This is a genomic window from Skermanella stibiiresistens SB22, from assembly GCF_000576635.1.
Classification (GTDB): Bacteria; Pseudomonadota; Alphaproteobacteria; order Azospirillales; family Azospirillaceae; genus Skermanella; species Skermanella stibiiresistens.
In genome coordinates this window covers 1-20,523 of the sequence record NZ_AVFL01000057.1, presented here as the reverse complement: position 1 = coordinate 20,523, position 20,523 = coordinate 1, and the positions used below count along the sequence as shown (strand labels likewise).

Genomic DNA, 20,523 nt, shown 5'->3' with positions numbered 1-20,523 from the left:
CGGGGCGGCACCGCCCCGCCAAGCCGAGCACGCAACCTGCTGACCCCTATTTCGCTGTCTCACTCCAAGGGTTCACTTCAGTTTCTCTGTCATGACCCAGGGGAGCAAGGAGTTGTAATCGATCATCCCACGACCCCGGCCGATGGTTTCCAGGGCGTAAAAACAATAAAAACAGGGACCGTAAAAACAGGGACCGTAAAAACAGGGACGGACCCCTGTTTCACTGCGGCCTTCGCCCCTCTACCGCCCGGAAAGCTTCATATAGTCCACGAACGCCCGGAGCGCCGCCGGCATGTTCGCCCTGTTCGGGTAATAGAGATGGAAGCCGGGGACGGGTTCGCACCACTCCTCGAGGACCCGCACGAGGTCACCAATCGCCAGATACGGCCGCACAACCGTCTCCGCGAGAAAGGCGATCCCGATCCCTCGCAACGCGGCGGATAGCAGAAGGTCGGTGTCGTTGAGTGTCAGGACATCCTCGACGGCGACGCTGACGCGTCCTTGGGGACCTTCGAAGCTCCAGGGGAACGCGGTGCCGCTCTTCTCCCACTTGTAGGTCAGGGTGCGGTGGCCGGCGAGTTCGTGAGGGGACGCGGGAGGCGTGTGCTCGTTGAAATAGGATGGTGTGCCGACCACGGCCATGCGGAAATCCGGGGTGAGGCGGATGGCCACCATATCCTGGCCGATTCGATGTCCAGCGCGGATGCCGGCATCGAAGCCTTGGGCGACCACGTCCGTCATGTCGTTATCGATGACGAGGTCGAGGCGGACATCCGGGTAAGCGGACAGGAAGCCAGCGAGCTTGGGCATGATCGCGACCGTCGCCGCCACGCGTGGCAGATTGATACGCACGGTTCCTTTCGCGCTTTCCTGGAACGCCCCAACCTGCCGCACGGCTTCGTCCATTCCGGCGATCAGCGGTTGGATCTGGGTCTGGAGTGACTGTCCGGCTTCCGTGAGGGCGACACTGCGGGTCGTGCGGGTCAGGAGACGAACTCCCAATCGTTCCTCAAGGGTCCGAATGGTGCGGCTGAGCGCGGATGGCGAAATCTTCAACCGCGTCGCCGCCCGGCGGAAGTTCCGCTCGTCGGCGACCGCTAGGAACGCCCGGATCTCGCTGAACTCCGCCGCCGTCATCATAGGCTCCAAACGCAACAACCCATGCCGATAATGGATCATTCCGATCACAGTGGGAATGTTCCAGATTGCTGGCGAAGCGGCGCCTCCCTGGGGTCGTCAGGCAAGCCTGGGGTCGTCAGGCAAGATGGAGGGAACGATGGGCGGGATGTTGCGGTGGGAGATGGACGCGGTCGGCAGGGAGCATCTCGAACTCAGGGAGGTTCCCATTCCGGTGCCGGCACGGGGCGAGGTGCTGATCAAGGTGGGGGCGGTGGCACTCAATTATCGCGACAAGATGGTGGTCGAGACCGGTCGCGGCCTTCCGCTGCGCTTTCCCTTCACCCCGGGGTCCGATCTGGCGGGAGAGGTGGTCGGGCTTGGGGAAGGCTCTTCCCGCCATGCCATCGGCGACCGGGTGATCTCGATCGCCACACCCGACTGGATCGACGGCCTTCGCCCTGGAACCGCGCGCACGCCGGCCTACCAGACCCTTGGCGGCTTCTATCCCGGGGTGCTCGCCGAGTATGTCGCGATGCCGGAAAACTGGTTCGTCAGGGCTCCGGGCACATTGCGGGACTGGCAGGCCTGCACTCTGCCGGTGGCGGGTCTGACCGCCTGGTTCGCCCTTGTGGAACGGGCGGGCGTCAGGGCCGGTGATACGGTGCTCATACCGAGCACCGGTGGCGTGGCGCTGTTCGGAATCCAGATCGCCAAGGCGAACGGGGCGGAGCTGATCGTCCTCGGCGCTAGTGGGAACGAAGCGCGCGCCCGAGCGCTGGGAGCCGACCACTATATTCGCCGCGACCGGGAGGATTGGATGGAGGAGGTCTACCGCATCACCTGTGATCGCGGGGTGGACCACGTGCTCGAAGTGGTGGGCGGGGCGCATCTCGGTCAGTCCGTGCGGCTCGCCGCGGTGGGCGGACACATTTGCCAGATCGGTGCTCTCGACGGTTGGGACATCAGCGCGCCCGCGATGCCGCTGATGCTCAAGGACATGACGATCCACGGCATCGGCACCGGCAGTCGGACCGCCCTTGAACGTTTTGTCAGGGCGATCGACCGAACCGGGATCGTTCCGGTCGTTGATTCGCGATATCCGCTCGCGGAACTGGAGGCCGCCTTTGATCACCTCGACCGTGGGCCCTTCGGCAAGGTGGTGATCGACATGGCGGCGTGAGCGGGGGAGCGCGCATAAAATGGTGGTCTGTCCCCAGTTTGGACGTTCCCTCCCTCAGGTGGCGTTCGGGCGGGGAGTCCCGTCAGCGGTGGCGGCGGAGGGGGTATCCGCTTTGCCGAGGTCGGCGATGTAGCGGGTCATCATGGGGGTCATGCCATAGCGCTCGGTTTCCAGCTCCCTCGCGAGCGTGAAGTCCGGTTCGGCCGCTTTCAGCCGCGCCATCGCCTGTCGCGCCGTGTCGAGACGGCCCCGGCGGACATCGACGGCCACCGCTATCCGCAGGCAGTTTCCGCGTTGGTCGCCATTGATCAGGCAGTCGCCGAGCGCCGCCGCGGCGTCGTCGAGCCGGTCGGCCGCATAGAGCGCTTGGGCCTGAATGAAGGCGTAGTAGTTCGGTGCCATGGGATGCAGCAGCCGGGCACGCTCGGCGTTGTCGGCGGCCTGCTGGTAGGAACTCGCGCGGAGCTGGGCCTTGGCGAGCATCGCGAGGTTCTCGGGATCGTTGGGGTTCAGGGCGACGGCGCGTTCCGCCGCTTGGAGCCCGGCTGGATAGTCACGGCTGGCGGAGAGGCCGAACGCCAGCACCCGATAGGCTAGCGCCAGATCCGGTTGCAGCCGGATCGCCTCGCGGGCGGCGGCGATCCCGGTCGCTATGTCGAGCTTGGTCGCGGTGCCGGTCACCCCGACGACCTGGTCGACGATCAGGTTGAGCCCAAAATAGGCGTGCGCCGCCGCGTATTGGGGGTCCAGGACCAGCGCTTGACGGAGCAGGTCGCGCGCGTCCAGCACCGATGCCGGGTTGGCATCCGCGTGGGCGTGGGCCTCGCGCGCGCGGAGGACGAGATCGTAGGCCCTGAGGTTGTCGGTCGGCCGCCGCATGACCGAGGCGATCTCGGATCGTCCGACATAGGAGACCAGCGAGGCCACGATCTCGGCGGTCAGTTCGGTTTGGACGGCGAAAACATCCTCCAGGCGCCGGTCATAGGTCTTCGCCCACAGATGGGTTCCCGTCTCGGCGTCGATCAACTGGGCCGCCACGCGCAGCTGATCGCCCTGGCGGCGGGCGCTTCCCTCGACGACGTAGCGGGCCCGGAGGGACTTGCCGACATGCCGGATGTCGGCGGCCCGTTCGCGCAGCGCGAAGGTCGAGTTACGCGCGATCACCGCCAGTTCGGGGTTGCGGGACAGTTCGGTGATCAGATCCTCGCTCAACCCGTCGGTGAAGTAGGACTGCGCGGGGTCGCCACTCATGTTGTCGAACGGCATCACCGCCACGGACGGCCGGCTGTCGGTGGGGCTGGAGCGGAACGCGGGGAAATCGGCGATCCACTGTCGGGCCGGTGCGAAGGACCCCACGGCGGCGGCCATCACCGCGACGGCCGTTCCGGCGAGAATCATCCACCCGGCGGTGGCCAGACGCCGCCACCCGCTCGACTTTGCCGTCCTGGCGTGTGCCACGGCGCTGGGTGTGGATTCAATGGTGACCGCGTAGACTTCCAGTCCATTGGGCATGTTCTTGGCCGCGCGGTGGCCGATCCGCCGGAAGGATCGGCCCGCAGTTTTCTCGGCGCATCTGAAGACGGAATCGCTGACATAGATCGACCCCGGCTCGGCCATTGTTTCCAGCCGGGCCGCGATGTTGACGCCGTCGCCGAAGGTGTCGCCGTCCTCCTCGATGACGTCGCCAAGATGCAAGCCGATGCGAAGCTGGAGACGGCTGGTCTGGAGGGTTTGCTGGATCACCGCCGCGGCGTCCAGCGCCTCGTGGACGCTGGTGAAGGTCGCCAGGAAGCCGTCGCCGATCTCCTTGAAGATCCGTCCGTCGTGGGCGTCGACGATCGGGCCCAGGATCTCGTGGAACATCGCGCGGAGTTCGCGGTAGGTTCCGGCTTCGTCGTCGGCCATCATCCTGCTGTAGCCGACGACATCGCCAGCCATGATCGCGGCGAGCTTGCGTCTCAAATCCCGGCCTCCCAAGGAGTCACCATCAAGCCAACGGTCCGTCGTTCGATCGCCCGCCCGGGATCTCGTTTCCGCGAAGGGGCCAAGGCCGATCCGCCGGCGAGGCTGGTTTCGGTCGCGTGAGCCGGGGGATGGTAACATGGAAGGAGCGCTTCAGAAAGGGACTGAACCGCGGCGGGGCCCGGGACACGGATCCAACAGATTGAGAGTATCCGGTTCAATCCGACCCGCTTCCGCCCGCCGATCCTTGATTTCTCGTTTGGATTGCTAGCTTATGATTCCATTCGTCCTAGGGAGGGCGCGGATTTATTATCTTGGGTCGGCACCATGCTGCGATTGCTTCTCGCCACGTTCGCCTTGGCCATGCCGCTCTCCGCGGGCGAGATCGGGGAGGCGTTCGGTCAGGGTCGGCCAGCCAGTTCTCCGGTCGAACTGGCGCGTGTGGCGGAGACGCTGAGTCCCGGCGAATGGGTCTGGGCGCCGGAGATCGCACCCTCCGGCCCGATCCTGATCTATGTGAATTTGTCCGATCAACTGGCGACGGTGTACCGCAATGGGGTGCGCATCGGCGTGAGCACCATCTCGTCGGGCAAACCCGGCCACGAGACCCCGACGGGCGTGTTCTCCATCCTCCAGAAGGACGCTTTCCACCGATCGACCAAATATCATAACGCACCGATGTTCTACATGGAGCGCCTGACCTGGGACGGTGTGGCCCTGCATGCCGGGGGATTGCCGGGTTATCCCGAAAGCCACGGCTGCGTTCATCTGCCGCTGGAGTTCGCCCGCCTGCTGTTCGGCGTGACCAACTTCAGCGCGACCGTGGTTGTCGCCGGGGATGCCGCGCACCGTGTCGGCGCCATCTCCGCCGGCATCGCGGCGCCGTTCGTCCCGGCGGGCTACCCGGCGGACGTTCCGCACCTGGAGGGGGCATGGCGCTGGACGCCGGAGCTTTCGCCCGACGGCCCGATCACCGTGATCCTATCGAAGTCCGATCAGGAGGCCGTGGTCCTGCGGAATGGCATCGAGATCGGGCGTGGACGGATCCAGTTGGACGACCACGATGACGCGGTCCATGTGCTGACCCTCACGCAAAACCCCGATGGTGGTCGGCGTTGGATCTATGCGGGCCTGCCGGGCCATGAATCGGAGAAGGGGGCGACCCTGGCCGATGCCGAGATCGGCCGGCTCCGAGCGCCACGCCCCTTCTACGATCGCGTCGAGGCGAGCCTCAAGCGCGGCGACAGCGTTGTCGTGACGCCGGCACCGATTGGCGACGGCGCGGTCGGTCACCGGCTGACGATCATCGACGCGATGGGCGAGCCCAAGGCCAGTCATCCGTAGCTGGGCAGCGATCTTCCGCTCCGGGCCGTCCGTATAGGGAAGCTACGTTCCCATTCATCGCGCTTGATCTCAGCGGCGCAGACCGAATTTTGACAATTTTTACGGTATAGATGGTGTCAACCTTCTCAGATTTTTTTGCACTGCTAAAAATTTTTCTATTGATAGGAGAACAAGTTGTTGTTCGGAAAATTTCCCGGACGTTCCCCGATCCTGGTCGGTTTGGTGCTGTCCGGTTGCTCGTCCGCGCCCGTCGAGGATCTTCCCATGAACGTCGGCAACGGAGTTGGTAGTCAATACGGCAATTACGCCGCGCGGATGGACGGGAAATGCGCGGTCCTGCGGGGGAACGCTGTGTCATCTTCAACTGGGATCGTCCGTTCTCAAGGGATCTCGCCATCCGCCTGAGGTCCGCATCGTGTGAATCGCGGGAACGGCCCGGCCGGATGATCAGCTCGGAACTCTCCCGTACCGTCATACCAATAGCGGAGAGCAACTTGATCGAGGAGAAGGACGAAGCCAACCGATAGCAAGGCAGTCCAAGGGACCTCGACGCGGAGATCGAGGTGTGGGCGGCAGTGAACGCAAGGGTAATCCATGCACGACCAAGCAACATAGAATTTTACATTAAAGCTTGTTATCCCCTGGCGCAAGTAGGCAAGCTGGTCCAGCGGGCGTCCGTCCGCGCAGGCCGAATGGGCGTTATGTCGATTTTTAGAAAGGGAAAGTGATCATGACACAAGTCACAGTCAATGTGGTCTACCTACAAGCGTATGATGATGAGGATCAGGCTGAGAGCACCCTGACGCTCAGCTTCGTTACTTACGCGGGGGAGCATACATTCGTATTGGGCGACGACGATGCCCAATGGAACGTCAACACCACGCAAGCCTGAGCCAACGACACCGTGTGCACCATCGGCGCGGAGGGGACCACCGACGTGGTGCGGATCACGCCGATGAGCCTCACCTGGATCTCGAACACGGCGTCGGACCTGTTCTCCATCGCCGGGGGCGACTACAAGATCACGTTCAGCCGATCCTGATCATGGGACGCGGCGGCTGTCAGCCGATGGCTTCGGTCAGCATGCGTTCGTAGTCCTCGACGGTGGCGGGCCGGGCGTTGGTCGCGTGGGAGTGGTCCTCGATCGCGGCGCGGGCAATGGCCGGGACGATGGCGCGGGTGACGCCCATTTCGGCCAAGTTTTTGGGGAGGCCAAGCCTGCCGCTGAGCCGCTCGAAGTAATCGGCCAGGTCGGCGTCGGCGGCAAGGCCAAGGGTGGCGCGGATGACTGCGTACTTCGCTTCGGCGTGGCTCTGGTTGAAGCGGAGCGTGACCGGCAGGATGACGGCGTTGAGGGTGCCGTGGTGCAGTGACAGATCCTTGAGGCCGCCCAGCGGGTGGGACAGGGCGTGGACGGCGCCCAAGCCCTTCTGGAAGGTCAGGCCACCTTCCAGCGCCGCCATCATCATCTGGTGACGCGCGTCGCGGTCGGAGCCGTTGGCGGCGGCCTTCTCGATGTTGTCGACCGCGCGTTTCAGCCCGTCGAGCGCTATCGCCTCGGCCGGCGGGTTGTCGCGGGGGCTGAGGTAGGTTTCGACGCAATGGGTGACGGCGTCCATCCCCGTCGCGGCGGTCAGCCAGCGCGGCAGGCCCAACGTCAGCTCGGGGTCGCAGACCGCCCGCTTGGGGATCAGGTGGGGGGAGATGAAGCCCAGCTTCCTGCCATCCCGCAACGTGATCAGGGAGGCGCGGCCGACCTCGCTGCCGGTTCCCGCCGTGGTCGGGACGGCGATGACGGGCGCCACCGCGGCTGTGATCCGGGGAATGCCGCCCCGGATGGCGGCGTAGCGTTCGAGCGGCCCGTCATGGGCGGCCAGCAGGGCGACACCCTTGGCCAGGTCGATCGGCGATCCGCCGCCGACGGCGATCAGGCCGTCGCAGCCGTGCTCGCGATAGACGGCCAGCGCGTCCTCGACCGCTTCCTCGGTCGGGTTGGTCGGCGTGCGGGTGAAGACCGGCGGGCTGGCGGAGCCCTCCAGCAAAGCGGTGATCTGGCCTACGATGCCGGCCTTCGCCACGCCCTCGTCGGCGATGATCAAGGGCTTCGCGATGCCCAGTTCGGCCAGGTCCTGCGGGATGCCCTGGATGGCGCCGAACTCGAAACGGATTGTCGTCAGGTAGGAAATGACAGGCATGACGTCCACGGACCGGGTGAGGGGAGGGCGTTGGTGGAGGATGAGCTTGTTGTCGATCGCCGAGCCTGTCAATCCCATCGACGGCTTCATCGCGGCCCCGTCGTCAGGCGGGTCGCCATTCTATCGGGGGAGGCGGAACCTTTCGGCAACGATCTGGTTTACCGTGTCCACGACCGAGGGCGACCAAGTTGTTTGACGCGAGACTAGAGCAAAGCAACGAACACTCCGAGCTGAGGGAAGATATCAAGCGGTTCATCCTGGATCAGGGATTCCCTTGTGTTGGCGCGAAATCCGCCGTCCAAAAGGGGAAAATGACCGTTTATGTCGCGCGGAGCATCGAAAGTACCTGGGACGACGTCGCGATCCAGGACAAGTTGATGCGGTTCGCGTGGGAATACACGCTGGAGCCGACCGTCTTCACCAGTTTCGCCGTTGTTTTCGAAGGTCCGCTCGGCCTCGACGAGGAAACATTCGAGCGGCGGTTGTGGGACAGGATCCAGTCGCTGACCGACAAGGACGCCTGGCGCGGCCAGAGCCACGATCCCAAGGTGAGCGCCGATCCGGACGATCCGCACTTCGCCCTCAGCTTCGGTGGGCAGGCGTTCTTCGTCGTGGGGCTGCACCCCCAGGCCAGCCGTCCGGCCCGCCGGTTCTCGCGTCCGACCATGGTCTTCAACCTGCACGCCCAGTTCCAGATGCTGCGCGAGCAGAACCGGTATGAGAAGCTGCGCGAGGTCATTTTGGACCGCGACGTCAAGCTGGCCGGCGACATCAATCCGATGCTGGCGCGGCATGGCGAAAGCTCCGAGGCGCGGCAATACAGCGGCCGGATCAGCGAGGCGGGCTGGGCCTGCCCCTATAGCAGGAAGGGTACGGCGGCCGCGACCGGGCAGGACATTCTGGAAACCATCGTGAAGGGAGGCGTGACGCGCCATGGCGGTTGAGACACGGGACGCCGTTGGCGTCATTCCACCGCGCAGCGGCGCCGCGTTCGAATTGGCGGCCGGCGACGAGCTGACCGTGATCGACGCCGAGGGCGGACAGGTCGCCGACCTGCTCGCGGTGTCGCGCGAGGACATCCGCGAGATGCTGTCATCCGGCCGCACCTTGGACTACGCTGAGCGGATCTATCTGACGACCGGTGACAAGCTGTACTCCAACCGCTCCAACGTGATGCTGGAGATCGTCGAGGATACCGTGGGCCGACACGATTTCCTGCTGACACCGTGCAGCGAGGCGACGTTCCGGCTGTGCTACGACAACGAGCCGCCGCACCAGGGCTGTCATGGCAACCTCGCCGCGGCGCTGCGTCCCTATGGGGTGGAGGACGACGCCATTCCCGTGGCGTTCAATTGTTTCATGAACGTGCCGGTGGACGGCCAGACCGGCCGGTTCAAGGTCCTGCCGCCGCTAAGCAAGGCGGGCGACCGCATCGTCTTCCGGGCCCGGATGGATCTGGTGATCGGCCTGACGGCGTGTTCGGCGCCGGCCAGCAACGGCGGCAGCTTCAAGCCGATCCACTACGCCGTGCGGAAGACGGGGGAGGAGTGATCCGAGCCTCAGCCGATGCCGTGGCCGGTGTCGAGTTTGGCGAAGAATTCCTGGGCGACGGTGGCGAAGGCGTGGGCTAGGCGGGTTGGGGCGGTGCGGATGGGGGAGCCGAGGATCGCGCGTTGTGGCGGGACGGCGTCGGCCAGGGGGCGGCGGATCAGGCGGCGGCCGTCATAGGCGTGGTCGCCGTGGGGGCGGGTGACCAGGATGCTGACGCCGTGGCCATTGGCGACCATGCCGCGCAGGGTTTCCAGCGAGGCGCAGCGCAGGATGGTCGCCGGCATCACGTCGGTCATGCGGAACAGCGACAGGAAGTAGTCGCGGCTGTGCGGCAGGTCGATCAGGACGAAGGGTTCCTCGGCCAGCCGGCGTAGCGGCACCTCGGGCAGGGCTGTCAGGGGATGGCCCTCCGGCAGCAGGGCGTAGGGCTGGAAGGTGGCCAAGGGCGTGCGGGTCATCTCGCCGATCGTGTCGAGGTCGTAGAGCAGGGCGATCTCGATGGCGCCGCTGTCGAGGTCGCGGCGGATCTGGTCCAGGTTCAGCTCGCGCATGCGGACCCTGACCTTGGGATGGGCCTCGCCATAGGCCCTGAGCAGTCCGGGCGCGAAGGCGGGCGCCAGGGTCGAGAAGACGCCGACCTCCAAGTCGCCGGACAGCACATCGTCGGCGTCGGTGCCGGAGACGGAGTTGGCCAGCGCCAGCAGGTGGCGGACCTCCGCCAGCTTGCGGCGGCCGAACGTCGTCAGATCGACGCCCTGGGCGTGGCGGCGGATGAACAGCTTCTGGCCGAACACGGCTTCCAACTGCCCGATCGCGACCGACACCGCCGGCTGCGACACGTTCAGCGTCTCTGCTGCGCGCGACGTGCTGCCGGTCTCGGCGGTCGCGACGAAGTAGCTGAGCTGGCGGAACGAGAACTGGATCATCATTTTTAATTCAGGTTATTTCCAAGCAATATTTTATTGATTCTATCCGGTCGTCAAGCATGGGGAAATCGACCCGCTGACCGAGGCCCATCCCATGCATCCGTTTTCCACCGAAGAGGACCGCGCCGTCGCCGAGGGCGTCCGCCGGTTCGCCGAGCGTGTCGTGGCACCACGCGCCCGCGCCATCGACGAGGACGGCGTCTTCGCCGGGGAACACTTGGCCGCCCTGGCGGAGATCGGCCTGCTCGGCATGAACCTGCCGGAGCGCTGGGGTGGGGCTGGCGTGTCCGCCGTTGGGCTGTACCTGGCGGTCGAGGCGCTGGCGGGCGCCTGCGCGTCCACCACGTCGATGGTGACGGCGCATTTCCTGGCTGGCGACGCCATCCTGATCGGCGGTGACGATGTCCAGCGGGCCGAGTGGTTGCCGGCCATGGCGGCGGGAAGGGCGCTGGGCGCCTTCGCGCTGACGGAACCGCGCGCGGGCTCAAACCCGGCGGACATGTCGACCAAGGCGGTACCGGACGGGCAGGGCGGCTATCGGCTGTCGGGCGTCAAGCATTTCATCTCCAACGCCGGGGCGGCCGATCTGCTGGTCGTGTTCGCGATCACCGATCCCGCCGCCGGGCATCGCGGCATCAGCGCCTTCGTGGTCGACCGGACGATGCCGGGCGTCAGCGTGGGCAAGGCGGAGCCGACCATGGGCCTGCGCGGCGGACATGTCTTCGAGGTCGCGTTCGAGGACTGCGCGTTGCCGCCGGGCCGGCGGCTGGGAACCGAGGGATCGGGGTTCCGGACCGCCATGAAGGTGCTGGACAACGGCAGGATCGAGGTGGCGGCGACCTCCACCGGGATAGCGGCGGCGGCGCTCGACGCCGCCGTGGCCTGGGCCAAGGTCCGCGAGGTCGATGGCGCGCCGATCGGGCGGTTCCAGGGGCTTCAATGGATGCTGGCCGACATGGCGACCGAGTTGGAGGCGGCGCGGGTGCTGGGTCTGCGGGCGGCGCGGCTGCGCGCCGATGTCCAGCGGTTCTCGACCGAGGCGTCGATGGCGAAGCTGTTCGCGTCGGAGGCGGCGGGGCGGATCACCGACAAGGCGATCCAGATCCACGGCGGCTATGGCTATTCGCGAGAGATGCCGCTGGAGCGCTACGCCCGCGACGCCCGGATCATGCGGATCTACGAAGGCTCGTCCGAGATCCAGCGCAACATCATCGCGCGCGGGCTTTTGGCGTGAATCTAAGCAAATCCTGGGAGCAACCTGCCTCTGTGTGGATCAAACAGATCATTCCGGAGATTTTTTGAAACAGTTGTTGCACACACCGGGATATGCCGTTAACGTTTTGGTCATGGACCTCGACGCCTTCATCACCACGACCAAGACGCAGTTCGACGGGCTGCCCGGCCGCATCCAGCTGGCGGCGCGGTTCGTGCTCGACAACCCGCGCGAGGTGGCGCTGCTGTCGATGCGCGAACAGGCGCGGCGGATCGGGGTGCCACCCGCGACCATGACCCGGCTGGCGCGGCATCTTGGCCTCCAGGGGTATGACGACATCCGGGCGCTCCACGCCGACGCGATCCGCGACCGTCCCGAGCCGTTCGGCGGGCGCGCCGAGGACCTGATGCGCCAGCATGACCAGGTCGGCGCCGCGGGAGTGGCGTCCGAGATGGTCGAGACGCTGGCCGCCCATGTCGCCAATATCGGCAAGGGCGCCCAGGGCGACCGACTCCTGGCCGCCGCGGAGGTGCTGGCCGCCGGCAAGCGCATCTTCTGCATGGGTCAGCGCGGGTCGTTTCCCGCCGCTTTTCAATTCGCCCATATCCTGGCGTTCTTCAGCGACCGCGCCATCCTGATCGAGACGATGTCGGCCCTGAGCGCCACCCCGATCCTGGATGCCGGACCGGACGATGCCTTGCTGGTGGTCAGCTTCTTCCCCTGCGCCCGGCAGGTGGTGGAGACGGTCGCCTTCGCCCGGCGCCAAGGCGTCAAGGTGGTGGTGATCACCGACAGCGAGGCGGCGCCGGTCGCCCGGATGGCCGATATCTCGATCGTCGTCGGCAAGCGGTCGCCGTCCTTCTTCGACACCTTCACCCCGGCCTTCGCCGCCTGCGAGGTGCTGGTCGCGCTGGTCGCCGGCCGGCACCCGGGCGACGTCCCCGCCAAGGTGAAGGAGACCGAGGCGCGGCTGTGGGAACTGAAGACTTGGTGGAACCCCGGAGAGGACCTGCCGCCCGTCACCGCCACCAGACCAGAATAAGCACAACCAAGCGGCATCAAGACCGCGGAGGCCACGCCGGCCGGAACGCCCCGGATGGGGCTGCCGGCCGATCACGAAGACCCAATCCGTGAAGGAGACCGAGATGAAGAAGACGCTGTACGGCGCCCTGGGCGCGCTTGCGACCGCGATGGTGGCCCTCACCCAGCCGGCGCTGGCCGACGGCACGCTGCGGCTGGCGATCCCGTCCAACATCAACACGTTCGACGTCGCCAAGACCAAGCTGGGCGAGGAGTACATCCTCAACTTCCTGATGTTCAGCGGCCTGACCGAGGTCGATGGCAAGGGCGGCGTCAAGCCCGATCTGGCCGAGAGCTGGACCGCCAGCGACGACCAGAAGGTCTGGACCTTCAAGCTGCGTCCGGGCGTCAAGTTCCACAATGGCCGCGAACTGGAGGCCGAGGACGTCAAGGCGACCATCCTGCGCGTCATGGACAAGGCGACCGGCTCGACCGCCCGTGTCAACTTCGACGTGGTCGACACGATCGAGATCCTGGACAAGACCCAGATCCGCTTCACCCTGAAGATCCCCTATGCCGGCTTCGCCGAGATCCTGGGCGACCGCCAGGTTCGGATCCTGCCGCGCGACAAGATGGACACGGTCGCGACCGAGCCGGTCGGCACCGGCCCGTTCATGTTCAAGGCGTTCCGCCCCGGCGACCGGATCGAGCTGGTCAAGAACCCGGACTACTTCATCAAGGGCGAGCCCAAGCTGGACGCCATCACCATCCGGATCATGCCGGAGAGCGCCGCGCAGGTGTCGGCGCTGTCGACCGGCGAGCTGGACTTGGTGTGGTCGCTGCCGCTGGAATCGCTGGAGCAGTTCAAGGGTAGCGGCGACGTGGTGATCGACAGCGTTCCGACCTCCACCTGGGACGGCTTGATCATGAACTCGGCGGTGCCACCGTTCGACGACGCTCGTGTCCGCAAGGCCGTGGCGCTGTCGATCGATAAGGCCGCGATGGTCGATTTCGCGCTGTATGGCGAGGGCACGCCGACCCACACCATGATCCCGCCGTCGCATCCGTACTACAATTCGGAGCTGCCGCTGCGCCAGCAGGATCTGGCCCAGGCCAAGGCGCTGCTGGCCGAGGCCGGCCACGCCGACGGCTTGAAGGTCACGCTCTACCTGCCGAACGGCCGGCCGACGCGCGAGCGCATGGGTGTCGCCGCCCGCGAGTTCCTGAAGGAGGTCGGCATCGACGCCGAGCTGCAGCGGGTGCCGTGGGACAAGTTCGTCAAGGAGATCGAGGGCAAGGCCGGTTTCTACGCCGACGGTTTCTATAGCCGCCCGACCACGGACACCTCGGTCTATCCGTTCTACCACTCCACCGGCTCGTGGAACACGCAGCTGTGGAACTACAAGAACGCCGAGGTCGACAAGGTGCTGGACGCCGCCCGCGCTTCCGCCAGCAGCGACGAGCGCGCGGCCCTGTACAAGAAGTTCCAGGCCCTGGTGGAGGCCGATCCGGCCGGCGCCATCCCCTATGTGCAGAACCACGTCAACGCGTATCGCAAGAACGTCAAGGGCTTCCATTCCAGCCCGATGATGTGGATGGACCTGCGCCAGACCACCGTCAACTGACCCCGTCTCCCACGCGGGCCGGACGACCGTCCGGCCCGATCGACGGCGACCCAGCGGGGGGAGACGCACCATGACCCTGTACTTCCTGAAACGCCTGATCGGGATCGTTCTGATCCTGTTCGTGATGTCGCTGCTCGTCTTCGGCATCACCCAGATCATGCCCGGCAACGTCGCGACCATCCTGGCGGGACAGTTCGCCGACGCGTCGACCGTCGCCGCGATCGAGCAGCGTCTTGGTCTCAACGATCCGGCCTATCTGCAATACTGGCGCTGGTTCTCCGGCGTGGTGGTCGGCGACTTCGGCCAGAGCCTGGTGATGGAGCGGCCGGTGCTGCCGCTGATCCTGGAGGCCTTCGCGTCGTCGGCGATCCTGGCGGGGCTGGCTTTCGTGCTGGTGACGGTGTTCGGCATCACGCTGGGCGTCGTGGCGGCGGTGCGCGAGAATCGGTTCAGCGACCACGCGGTCTCGGTCTTCTCGTATATCGGCATCTCGGTGCCGGAGTTCTTCTGGGGCATCGTGGCGATCCTGGTGTTCGCCCGCTATCTCGGCTGGCTGCCGTCGGGCGGGGCGGGCAACCTGAACGATGGCGTGCTGGCCTGGGTCTCGCACCTGGTGTTGCCGGTGATCACGCTGACCTTCACGCTGATCGCCCACGTCTCGCGCCTGACCCGGTCCAGCATGATCGACACGCTGCGCAGCCAATACGTCCGCAACGCGCGGGCCAAGGGGCTGCCGGAGGGCCACGTGATCCGTCGGCACGCGCTGCGGAACGCCCTGCTGCCGACCATCACCGTGCTGGCGATCGATGTGGGCTGGCTGATGGGCAACATCGTGGTGGTCGAGGCGGTGTTCTCCTATCCCGGCATCGGGCGCCTGCTGCTGTTCGCGATCGAGCGGCACGACCTGCCGCTGATCCAGGCGGGCATCCTGCTGATCGCGGCGGTCTACTGCTTCGCCAACCTGATCGCCGACATCCTGTACGGCTATTTCAATCCGAAGATCCGCTATGGCCATGCCGCATCCTGATGCCGCTCCCTCCGAGGGAGGGCTTCCCAAGGCGGGCCGTCTCCCCCGGCGGCGGCGCCGTTTCCAAGCCATCCGCCAAGCGCCGCTGAAGCTGCTGGTCGGCGCCGTCCTGCTGACGGTGCTGGTCGCGGTCGCGGCGGCGGCTCCGTGGATCGCCCCCTATGGCTTCGAGGACATGAGCATCCTGAAGCGCCTGAAACCGCCAAGCGCCGCCAATTGGCTAGGCACCGACGAGTTCGGCCGCGACGTCTTCAGCCGCATGCTGATGGGGGCCCGGCTGTCGCTGATGATGGGCTTCGCCGCCACGGCGGTCAGCCTGGTGATCGGCGTGCCGCTGGGCCTGTGGGCCGGCTACCGGCGCGGCCCGGTGGACGAGATCATCATGCGATCGACCGACGTGCTGCTGTCGTTTCCGCCAATCATGCTCGGGCTGCTGATGCTGGCGGTGACGCCGCCGTCGCTGTGGAAGCTGATCATCGCCGTCGGCATCGTCTATGTGCCGAGCACGGTCAGGCTGACGCGGAGCATCACCCTGGGTCTGGCCGGCGAGGAGTTCGTCCAGGCGGCGCGGGCCCGGGGCGAGAAGACCTTCTACATCCTGCACGCCGAGATCCTGCCCAACGCGTGGCCGCCCATCATGGTCGAGGCCAGCCTGCGCGTGACCTTCGCCATCCTGCTGGGTGCGGCACTGTCGTTCATCGGCCTGGGCGCGCAACCGCCCAGCTCCGACTGGGGCCTGATGATCAGCGAGGCGCGGCCGCTGCTGGACCGCGCACCCTGGGTCGCCTTGGCACCCGGCCTCGCCATGGGCATCACGGTGATCGCGGTCAACCTGCTGGGCGACGGACTTCGCGAGGCGCTGGACCCACGCACGAAACGGAGGGGCGGCTGATGTCCGACATTTTGCTGGAGATCGAGAACCTCGATCTCGCCTATGACACGCCGCGCGGCACCCTGAAGGCCCTGGACGGCGTCGGCATGTCGATCCGCGCCGGCGAGACCGTCGCCGTGGTCGGTGAATCCGGATCGGGCAAGAGCACGGTGGCGCTGTCGGTGATGGGCCTGCTGGGTTCGGAGGCGACGCTGTCCGGATCGATCCGGTACCAGGGACGGGAATTGGTCGGCATGCCGGCGGAGGCCCGGCGCCTGCTGCGGGGCAGGGCGATCGGCATGGTCTTCCAGGACCCCTTCACCTCGCTGAACCCAAGCCTGACGATCGGCGAGCAGGTCTCCGAGCCGCTGGTGTTCCACCATGGGATGGACAAGCGCGCCGCCCTGGAGCGCTCGATCGCGGCGCTGGGGGAGGTGGGTTTGCCCGATCCCGCGGCGCTGGTGACCGTCTATCCGCACCAGCTGTCCGGCGGCATGCAGCAGCGCGTGCTGATCGCGACCGCGATCGTCTGCGATCCCAAGGTGCTGATCCTGGACGAGCCGACCACCGCGCTGGACGTGACGGTGGAGGCCCAGATCCTCGACCTGCTGGACCGGCTGCGGCGGGACCGCGGACTCGGCATGATGTTCATCACGCATAACCTGGGGGTGGTCAACCGCATCGCCGACACGGTCTGCGTGCTCTACGCCGGCCGGCTGATCGAGCGGGGCGCCAAGAACGCCGTGCTGGGAGCGCCGGCGCATCCCTATACCAAGGGGCTGCTGGCGTCGCTGCCCAAGCTGTCGGACGCCGGGCGGACACGCCGGATCGCACCCATCCCCGGCCGTTTCCCGGACCTGACCGAGCCGCCGGAAGGCTGCGTCTTCGCCGACCGCTGCCCATTCGTGGAAGCCCGCTGCCGCGAGCCGCAGGCGCTGGCCGCGATCGACGATGGCCGGCTGGTCCGCTGCTGGAAGAGCGACGACCTGCCCGGCTGGCCGGAGGCGGCCGCCGTGGCGCGCCGTCCCGGCCGGTCGCGGTCGGGCACCTTGCTGCGGACCGACCGGCTGACCAAGGTCTTCCGGCGTGGCAAGATCGGCGGCGGCATCGAGTGGAAGCGGAAGTTCGGCGTGTTCCCGTGGCCCGAGACGCGGACCGAGGCCGTCAACGCGGTCGACGGCATTTCGCTGGAGGTCGGCCGCGGCGAGGTCGTGGGGCTGGTCGGCGAGAGCGGCAGCGGCAAATCCACCTTCGGGCGGACGGTGCTGCGGCTGACCAACCCGACCTCCGGCGGCATCACGCTGGACGGCGACGAGATCGCCGACAAGCCGGAACAGGAGCTGGGATCGCTGCGCAAGCGGGCGCAGATCGTCTTCCAGAACCCGGACTCGTCGCTCAACTCGCGGCGCCGGGTGGGGGACGCCATCGCGCGCGCCGTGTCGCTGCACACCAATGTCCCGGCCCATCGGCGGCGGGAGCACTGCGAGGACCTGCTCGACCGGGTGGGGTTGCCGCGCGGCTATTACGACCGCTATCCGCACCAGTTGAGCGGCGGCGAGAAGCAGCGCGTCGGCATCGCCCGGGCGATCGCGACCGAGCCGGAGTTCATCGTCTGCGACGAGCCGGTCTCCGCCTTGGACGTCTCGGTCCAGGCGACCGTGCTGAACCTGCTGGACGATCTGCGCGACGAGTTGGGGCTGTCCTACCTGTTCATCTCGCACGACCTGTCGGTGGTGGCCTATATCGCCGACCGGATCGCGGTGATGTATTCGGGGCGGATCTGCGAGGTCGGCCCGACCGAGGCCGTGCTCCAGCCGCCCTACCATCCCTATACCGAGGCGCTGCTGTCCGCCGTGCCCCTGCCGACACCCGGCGAGGAATTCGGCGAGCGGGTCAAGCTGCGCGGCGACCGGCCGCCCTCCGCCTCGGAGCGGACCGGCTGCCCGTTCCACACCCGCTGCCCGCGCAGCCTCGGCGCCCTGTGCGAGACGACGCCGCCGCCGGTGATCGAGCCGGCGCCCGGCCACCGCATCGCCTGTCACCTCGACATCGGCGAGCTGAATTCCCTTCCTCCCCTTCAAATACCGCGAACCAGGAAAGCATCATGACCACCGCATTGACCAACCCGCCCAAGCATGGTCACAAGAGCCTGTTGTACTCCGAGGTCGTCAGCCTGGACGACCTGACCGCCGCCGACATCGCCGTGCTGGGCATTCCCTATGGCTCGGCCTATTCGATGGAGGAGGTCAGCAACGACCAGTCCAACGCGCCGACCGCAGTGCGTCAGGCGTCGGACCGGGCGGTGCGCTCGCTGGAGCGCTACGACTTCGACATCGGCGGTCCGCTGCTGATGAACAAGGACATCCGCATGGTTGATTGCGGCGACGTGATCGCCGACCCGCGCGACCTGTCCAGCAGCTACCGCAACGCCGAGGCCGCCGTCCGCAAGATCCTGTCGGCCGGCGCGCTGCCGCTGATCATCGGCGGCGACCATGGCATCCCGATCCCGGTGCTGCGCGCCTTCGACGACCAGGAGGGCCCGATTACCCTGGTCCATGTCGACGCCCACCTGGACTGGCGCGACGAGGTCAACGGCGTTCCCGACGGCTATTCCAGCCCGATCCGGCGCATCTCGGAGATGGGCCACGTCAAGGATATCTTCCAGATCGGCATCCGCGCCCAGGGCAGCGCCCGGCAGGAGGAGGTCGACATCGCCCACGCCTATGGCGCCAACATCATCACGGCCTATGAACTGCACGACGCCGGGATGGACGCCATCCTGGAGCGCATCCCCGCCGGAGGCCGCTATTACCTGACGGTAGACGCCGATGGCATGGACCCGTCGGTGATGCCCGCCGTCAACGGTCCGGCCCTTGGCGGCGTGACCTATCACCAGGCGCGGAAGCTGATCCACGGCCTGGCGAACAAGGGCCGCGTCGTCGGCATGGACATCGTCGAGATCACGCCAGCCAAGGACATCAACCGGCTGTCCTCGATCGCGGCGTGCCGGCTGTTCGTCAACATGATCGGCGCCACCATCAAGGCCGGCTACTTCGACCGCTGAGTGGGCTCGGCAATGAAGAAACCGGCGGATTTGTAGGTCGGGTGGAGCGCAGCGGCACCCGACAAGCAGGCGAGTTGGTGTCGGGTGCCGCTGCGCTTTACCCGACCTACGGTTGACTGAATTCTCCTACTTTCCAAACAGGAATCCGGAAATGGCGCATACCCGCATCCGCAAGTTCAACACCAAGGCGACATACCCCGAGCAGAAGATCGACAACGACCTGTGCCAAGCGGTCGTCGCCCGCGGCACGATGGTCTTCGTCCGCGGCCAGATCGGCCAGAACCTGGACACCTCGGAGAGCGTCGGGATCGGCGACGTGACGGCGCAGACCGAGCAGGCGATGTCGAACATCAAGATGCTGCTGGAGGAGGCCGGCTCCGAGCTGTCCCACATCTGCCGCGTCACGGTCTACATCACCGATCCGCGCTACCGCGAGGCGGTCTATCTGGTCGTCGGCAAGTGGCTGAAGGGCGTCCACCCGGTGTCGACCGGGCTGGTGGTCAGCGCCCTGGCTCGCCCGGAATGGGTCGTCGAGGTGGAGGCCACGGCGGTCATTCCCGACGAGGGTTGACGCCAAACCGTAGGCGATGATCGCGATAGCGCGATCGAGTTTATCAGTCTGGCTGATAACGTCGTGGTTTAGGGCGCTTGGCACAACTTGCCTCACACAGCAACTCAATGAGTTGAGGTTTTCTATTCAAAATTGTGCTAGGTGCTTCTAAGCGACAGGGTGTTGCATGGAGGAGGAAGGGGCAAGGGAGCCCCCAACCCCTGCGGTTGATCAGGCGACGCGAACGGAGTTCGGGCGTCCCAGATCGAGCATTCGGTTGAGGACATGGGCCGCGACTGTAACCTCGGTGGCCCGAGCCTCGTCGCTGTGGAAGTGCGGCCTGTCACCGATGACCTGCTCCCAGCGCGCGAGCTGGCCCTCAACGCGGGCTCTTTCGTTATAGCCGCTGTCGCGCCGCCAAGCCATTCGCCCTTTCCCGGCAATTGCCTGAATGTGGCGGTCGCGCTGGGTGGGCTCGGTGTCCACCATGGCGCTGAGCACGGCATCGGCTCGCGGTGTAACGATCACCTTCGCGTCCGGATGCCGCTCGTCCAAGGCAGTGTGAACGTTGGTTCCGTCGTGGCCGCCGTCGCCCAGGAAAACCTCCACCGGCTCGGCGATCTGGTCGAGCGGGGGTTCGACCTGCGAGGCGTCATCGACGTCGCGGTCGGTCAGGATGGAAGCGACGATCCGGCCGGTTATGGAGTCAAAGCAGATGTGGGGTTTGCGCCAGGAGCGCCGCCTGCTGGTGCCATGTTTCTCGACCAGCCACTCGCCTGGGCCGCTCAGCTTCAGTCCCGAACCGTCGACCATCAGATGAAGCGTCCCACCGGTGGCGCGGGGCTGCGCCGGCAGTTCCAGCGCCTGAGCTCGCCG

General features: G+C 66.4%; 19 protein-coding genes. 14 read left to right on the top strand and 5 right to left on the bottom strand.

The features are described from left to right. Positions 1-240 precede the first annotated feature (240 nt). Positions 241-1,137, bottom strand: a complete 897-nt coding sequence (locus N825_RS34075; RefSeq protein WP_037461515.1) for a LysR family transcriptional regulator — start codon at positions 1,135-1,137, stop codon at positions 241-243. Between the two features lie 139 nt (positions 1,138-1,276). On the opposite strand from N825_RS34075, the gene N825_RS34070 reads away from it, so the two are divergent. Next, entirely contained in the window at positions 1,277-2,299 is a 1,023-nt protein-coding gene (locus N825_RS34070; RefSeq protein ID WP_198039049.1) for a zinc-dependent alcohol dehydrogenase family protein, read from the top strand. Between the two features lie 54 nt (positions 2,300-2,353). Here the strand turns inward: N825_RS34070 and N825_RS34065 are convergent, their stop codons facing one another. Next, a complete protein-coding gene (locus N825_RS34065) occupies positions 2,354-4,261 on the bottom strand; it encodes an adenylate/guanylate cyclase domain-containing protein (RefSeq protein ID WP_037461511.1) in 1,908 nt (635 codons plus the stop codon). A 327-nt stretch (positions 4,262-4,588) separates the two neighbouring features. Between N825_RS34065 and N825_RS34060 the strand changes: the two genes are divergently transcribed. The 3 genes from N825_RS34060 to N825_RS39455 all read left to right on the top strand — a co-directional run bounded on the left by N825_RS34060 (position 4,589) and on the right by N825_RS39455 (position 6,647). Continuing rightward, positions 4,589-5,605, top strand: a complete 1,017-nt coding sequence (locus N825_RS34060; protein ID WP_037461494.1) for a L,D-transpeptidase — start codon at positions 4,589-4,591, stop codon at positions 5,603-5,605. 730 nt (positions 5,606-6,335) lie between these two features. Next, positions 6,336-6,497 (top strand): hypothetical protein, encoded by a 162-nt coding sequence (locus N825_RS39460; RefSeq protein WP_157619740.1) that lies wholly within the window; start codon positions 6,336-6,338, stop codon positions 6,495-6,497. Positions 6,498-6,509: 12 nt separating this feature from the next. After that, the gene (locus tag N825_RS39455; protein ID WP_157619739.1) at positions 6,510-6,647 is read left to right on the top strand and encodes a hypothetical protein; all 138 of its coding nucleotides are present in this window, start codon (positions 6,510-6,512) and stop codon (positions 6,645-6,647) included. A 19-nt stretch (positions 6,648-6,666) separates the two neighbouring features. Here the strand turns inward: N825_RS39455 and N825_RS34055 are convergent, their stop codons facing one another. Next, positions 6,667-7,800, bottom strand: a complete 1,134-nt coding sequence (locus N825_RS34055) for an iron-containing alcohol dehydrogenase (protein ID WP_037461509.1) — start codon at positions 7,798-7,800, stop codon at positions 6,667-6,669. A gap of 188 nt (positions 7,801-7,988) precedes the next feature. On the opposite strand from N825_RS34055, the gene gntA reads away from it, so the two are divergent. Together gntA and N825_RS34045 are read left to right on the top strand one after the other, a co-directional pair. Continuing rightward, positions 7,989-8,744, top strand: a complete 756-nt coding sequence (gene gntA, locus N825_RS34050) for a guanitoxin biosynthesis heme-dependent pre-guanitoxin N-hydroxylase GntA (RefSeq protein ID WP_051514064.1) — start codon at positions 7,989-7,991, stop codon at positions 8,742-8,744. After that, the gene (locus N825_RS34045) at positions 8,734-9,351 is read left to right on the top strand and encodes a DUF1989 domain-containing protein (protein ID WP_037461492.1); all 618 of its coding nucleotides are present in this window, start codon (positions 8,734-8,736) and stop codon (positions 9,349-9,351) included. The genes gntA and N825_RS34045 overlap by 11 nt, the downstream gene beginning before the upstream one ends. An 8-nt stretch (positions 9,352-9,359) precedes the next feature. Here the strand turns inward: N825_RS34045 and N825_RS34040 are convergent, their stop codons facing one another. After that, on the bottom strand, positions 9,360-10,280 hold the full coding sequence (locus N825_RS34040) for a LysR family transcriptional regulator (RefSeq protein ID WP_051514060.1): 921 nt from the start codon (positions 10,278-10,280) through the stop codon (positions 9,360-9,362). Positions 10,281-10,371: 91 nt separating this feature from the next. Here N825_RS34040 and N825_RS34035 point away from each other — a divergent pair, with 91 nt between their 5' ends. The 8 genes from N825_RS34035 to N825_RS34000 all read left to right on the top strand — a co-directional run bounded on the left by N825_RS34035 (position 10,372) and on the right by N825_RS34000 (position 19,668). Continuing rightward, on the top strand, positions 10,372-11,511 hold the full coding sequence (locus N825_RS34035; protein WP_037461490.1) for an acyl-CoA dehydrogenase family protein: 1,140 nt from the start codon (positions 10,372-10,374) through the stop codon (positions 11,509-11,511). 112 nt (positions 11,512-11,623) lie between these two features. Continuing rightward, a complete protein-coding gene (locus N825_RS34030; protein ID WP_051514058.1) occupies positions 11,624-12,532 on the top strand; it encodes a MurR/RpiR family transcriptional regulator in 909 nt (302 codons plus the stop codon). 103 nt (positions 12,533-12,635) lie between these two features. Beyond that, complete coding sequence (locus tag N825_RS34025) at positions 12,636-14,135, top strand: ABC transporter substrate-binding protein (RefSeq protein WP_037461500.1); 1,500 nt, start codon at positions 12,636-12,638, stop codon at positions 14,133-14,135. A 70-nt stretch (positions 14,136-14,205) separates the two neighbouring features. Beyond that, positions 14,206-15,162: an ABC transporter permease gene (locus N825_RS34020; RefSeq protein WP_037461488.1), complete on the top strand. Its 957-nt coding sequence runs from the start codon at positions 14,206-14,208 to the stop codon at positions 15,160-15,162. Beyond that, positions 15,149-16,054: an ABC transporter permease gene (locus tag N825_RS34015; protein ID WP_063833986.1), complete on the top strand. Its 906-nt coding sequence runs from the start codon at positions 15,149-15,151 to the stop codon at positions 16,052-16,054. Before N825_RS34020 ends, N825_RS34015 begins: the two co-directional genes overlap by 14 nt. Then, positions 16,054-18,141: a dipeptide ABC transporter ATP-binding protein gene (locus N825_RS34010; RefSeq protein WP_051514052.1), complete on the top strand. Its 2,088-nt coding sequence runs from the start codon at positions 16,054-16,056 to the stop codon at positions 18,139-18,141. The genes N825_RS34015 and N825_RS34010 overlap by 1 nt, the downstream gene beginning before the upstream one ends. Beyond that, positions 18,138-19,097, top strand: coding sequence for an agmatinase (locus N825_RS34005; protein ID WP_037461485.1), 960 nt, complete (start codon positions 18,138-18,140; stop codon positions 19,095-19,097). Before N825_RS34010 ends, N825_RS34005 begins: the two co-directional genes overlap by 4 nt. A gap of 151 nt (positions 19,098-19,248) precedes the next feature. Further along, positions 19,249-19,668: a RidA family protein gene (locus tag N825_RS34000; protein ID WP_037461482.1), complete on the top strand. Its 420-nt coding sequence runs from the start codon at positions 19,249-19,251 to the stop codon at positions 19,666-19,668. A gap of 210 nt (positions 19,669-19,878) precedes the next feature. Here N825_RS34000 and N825_RS33995 read toward each other — a convergent pair. Beyond that, positions 19,879-20,523: transposase (locus N825_RS33995; protein WP_037461478.1), on the bottom strand; the 645-nt coding region annotated here is incomplete at its 5' end.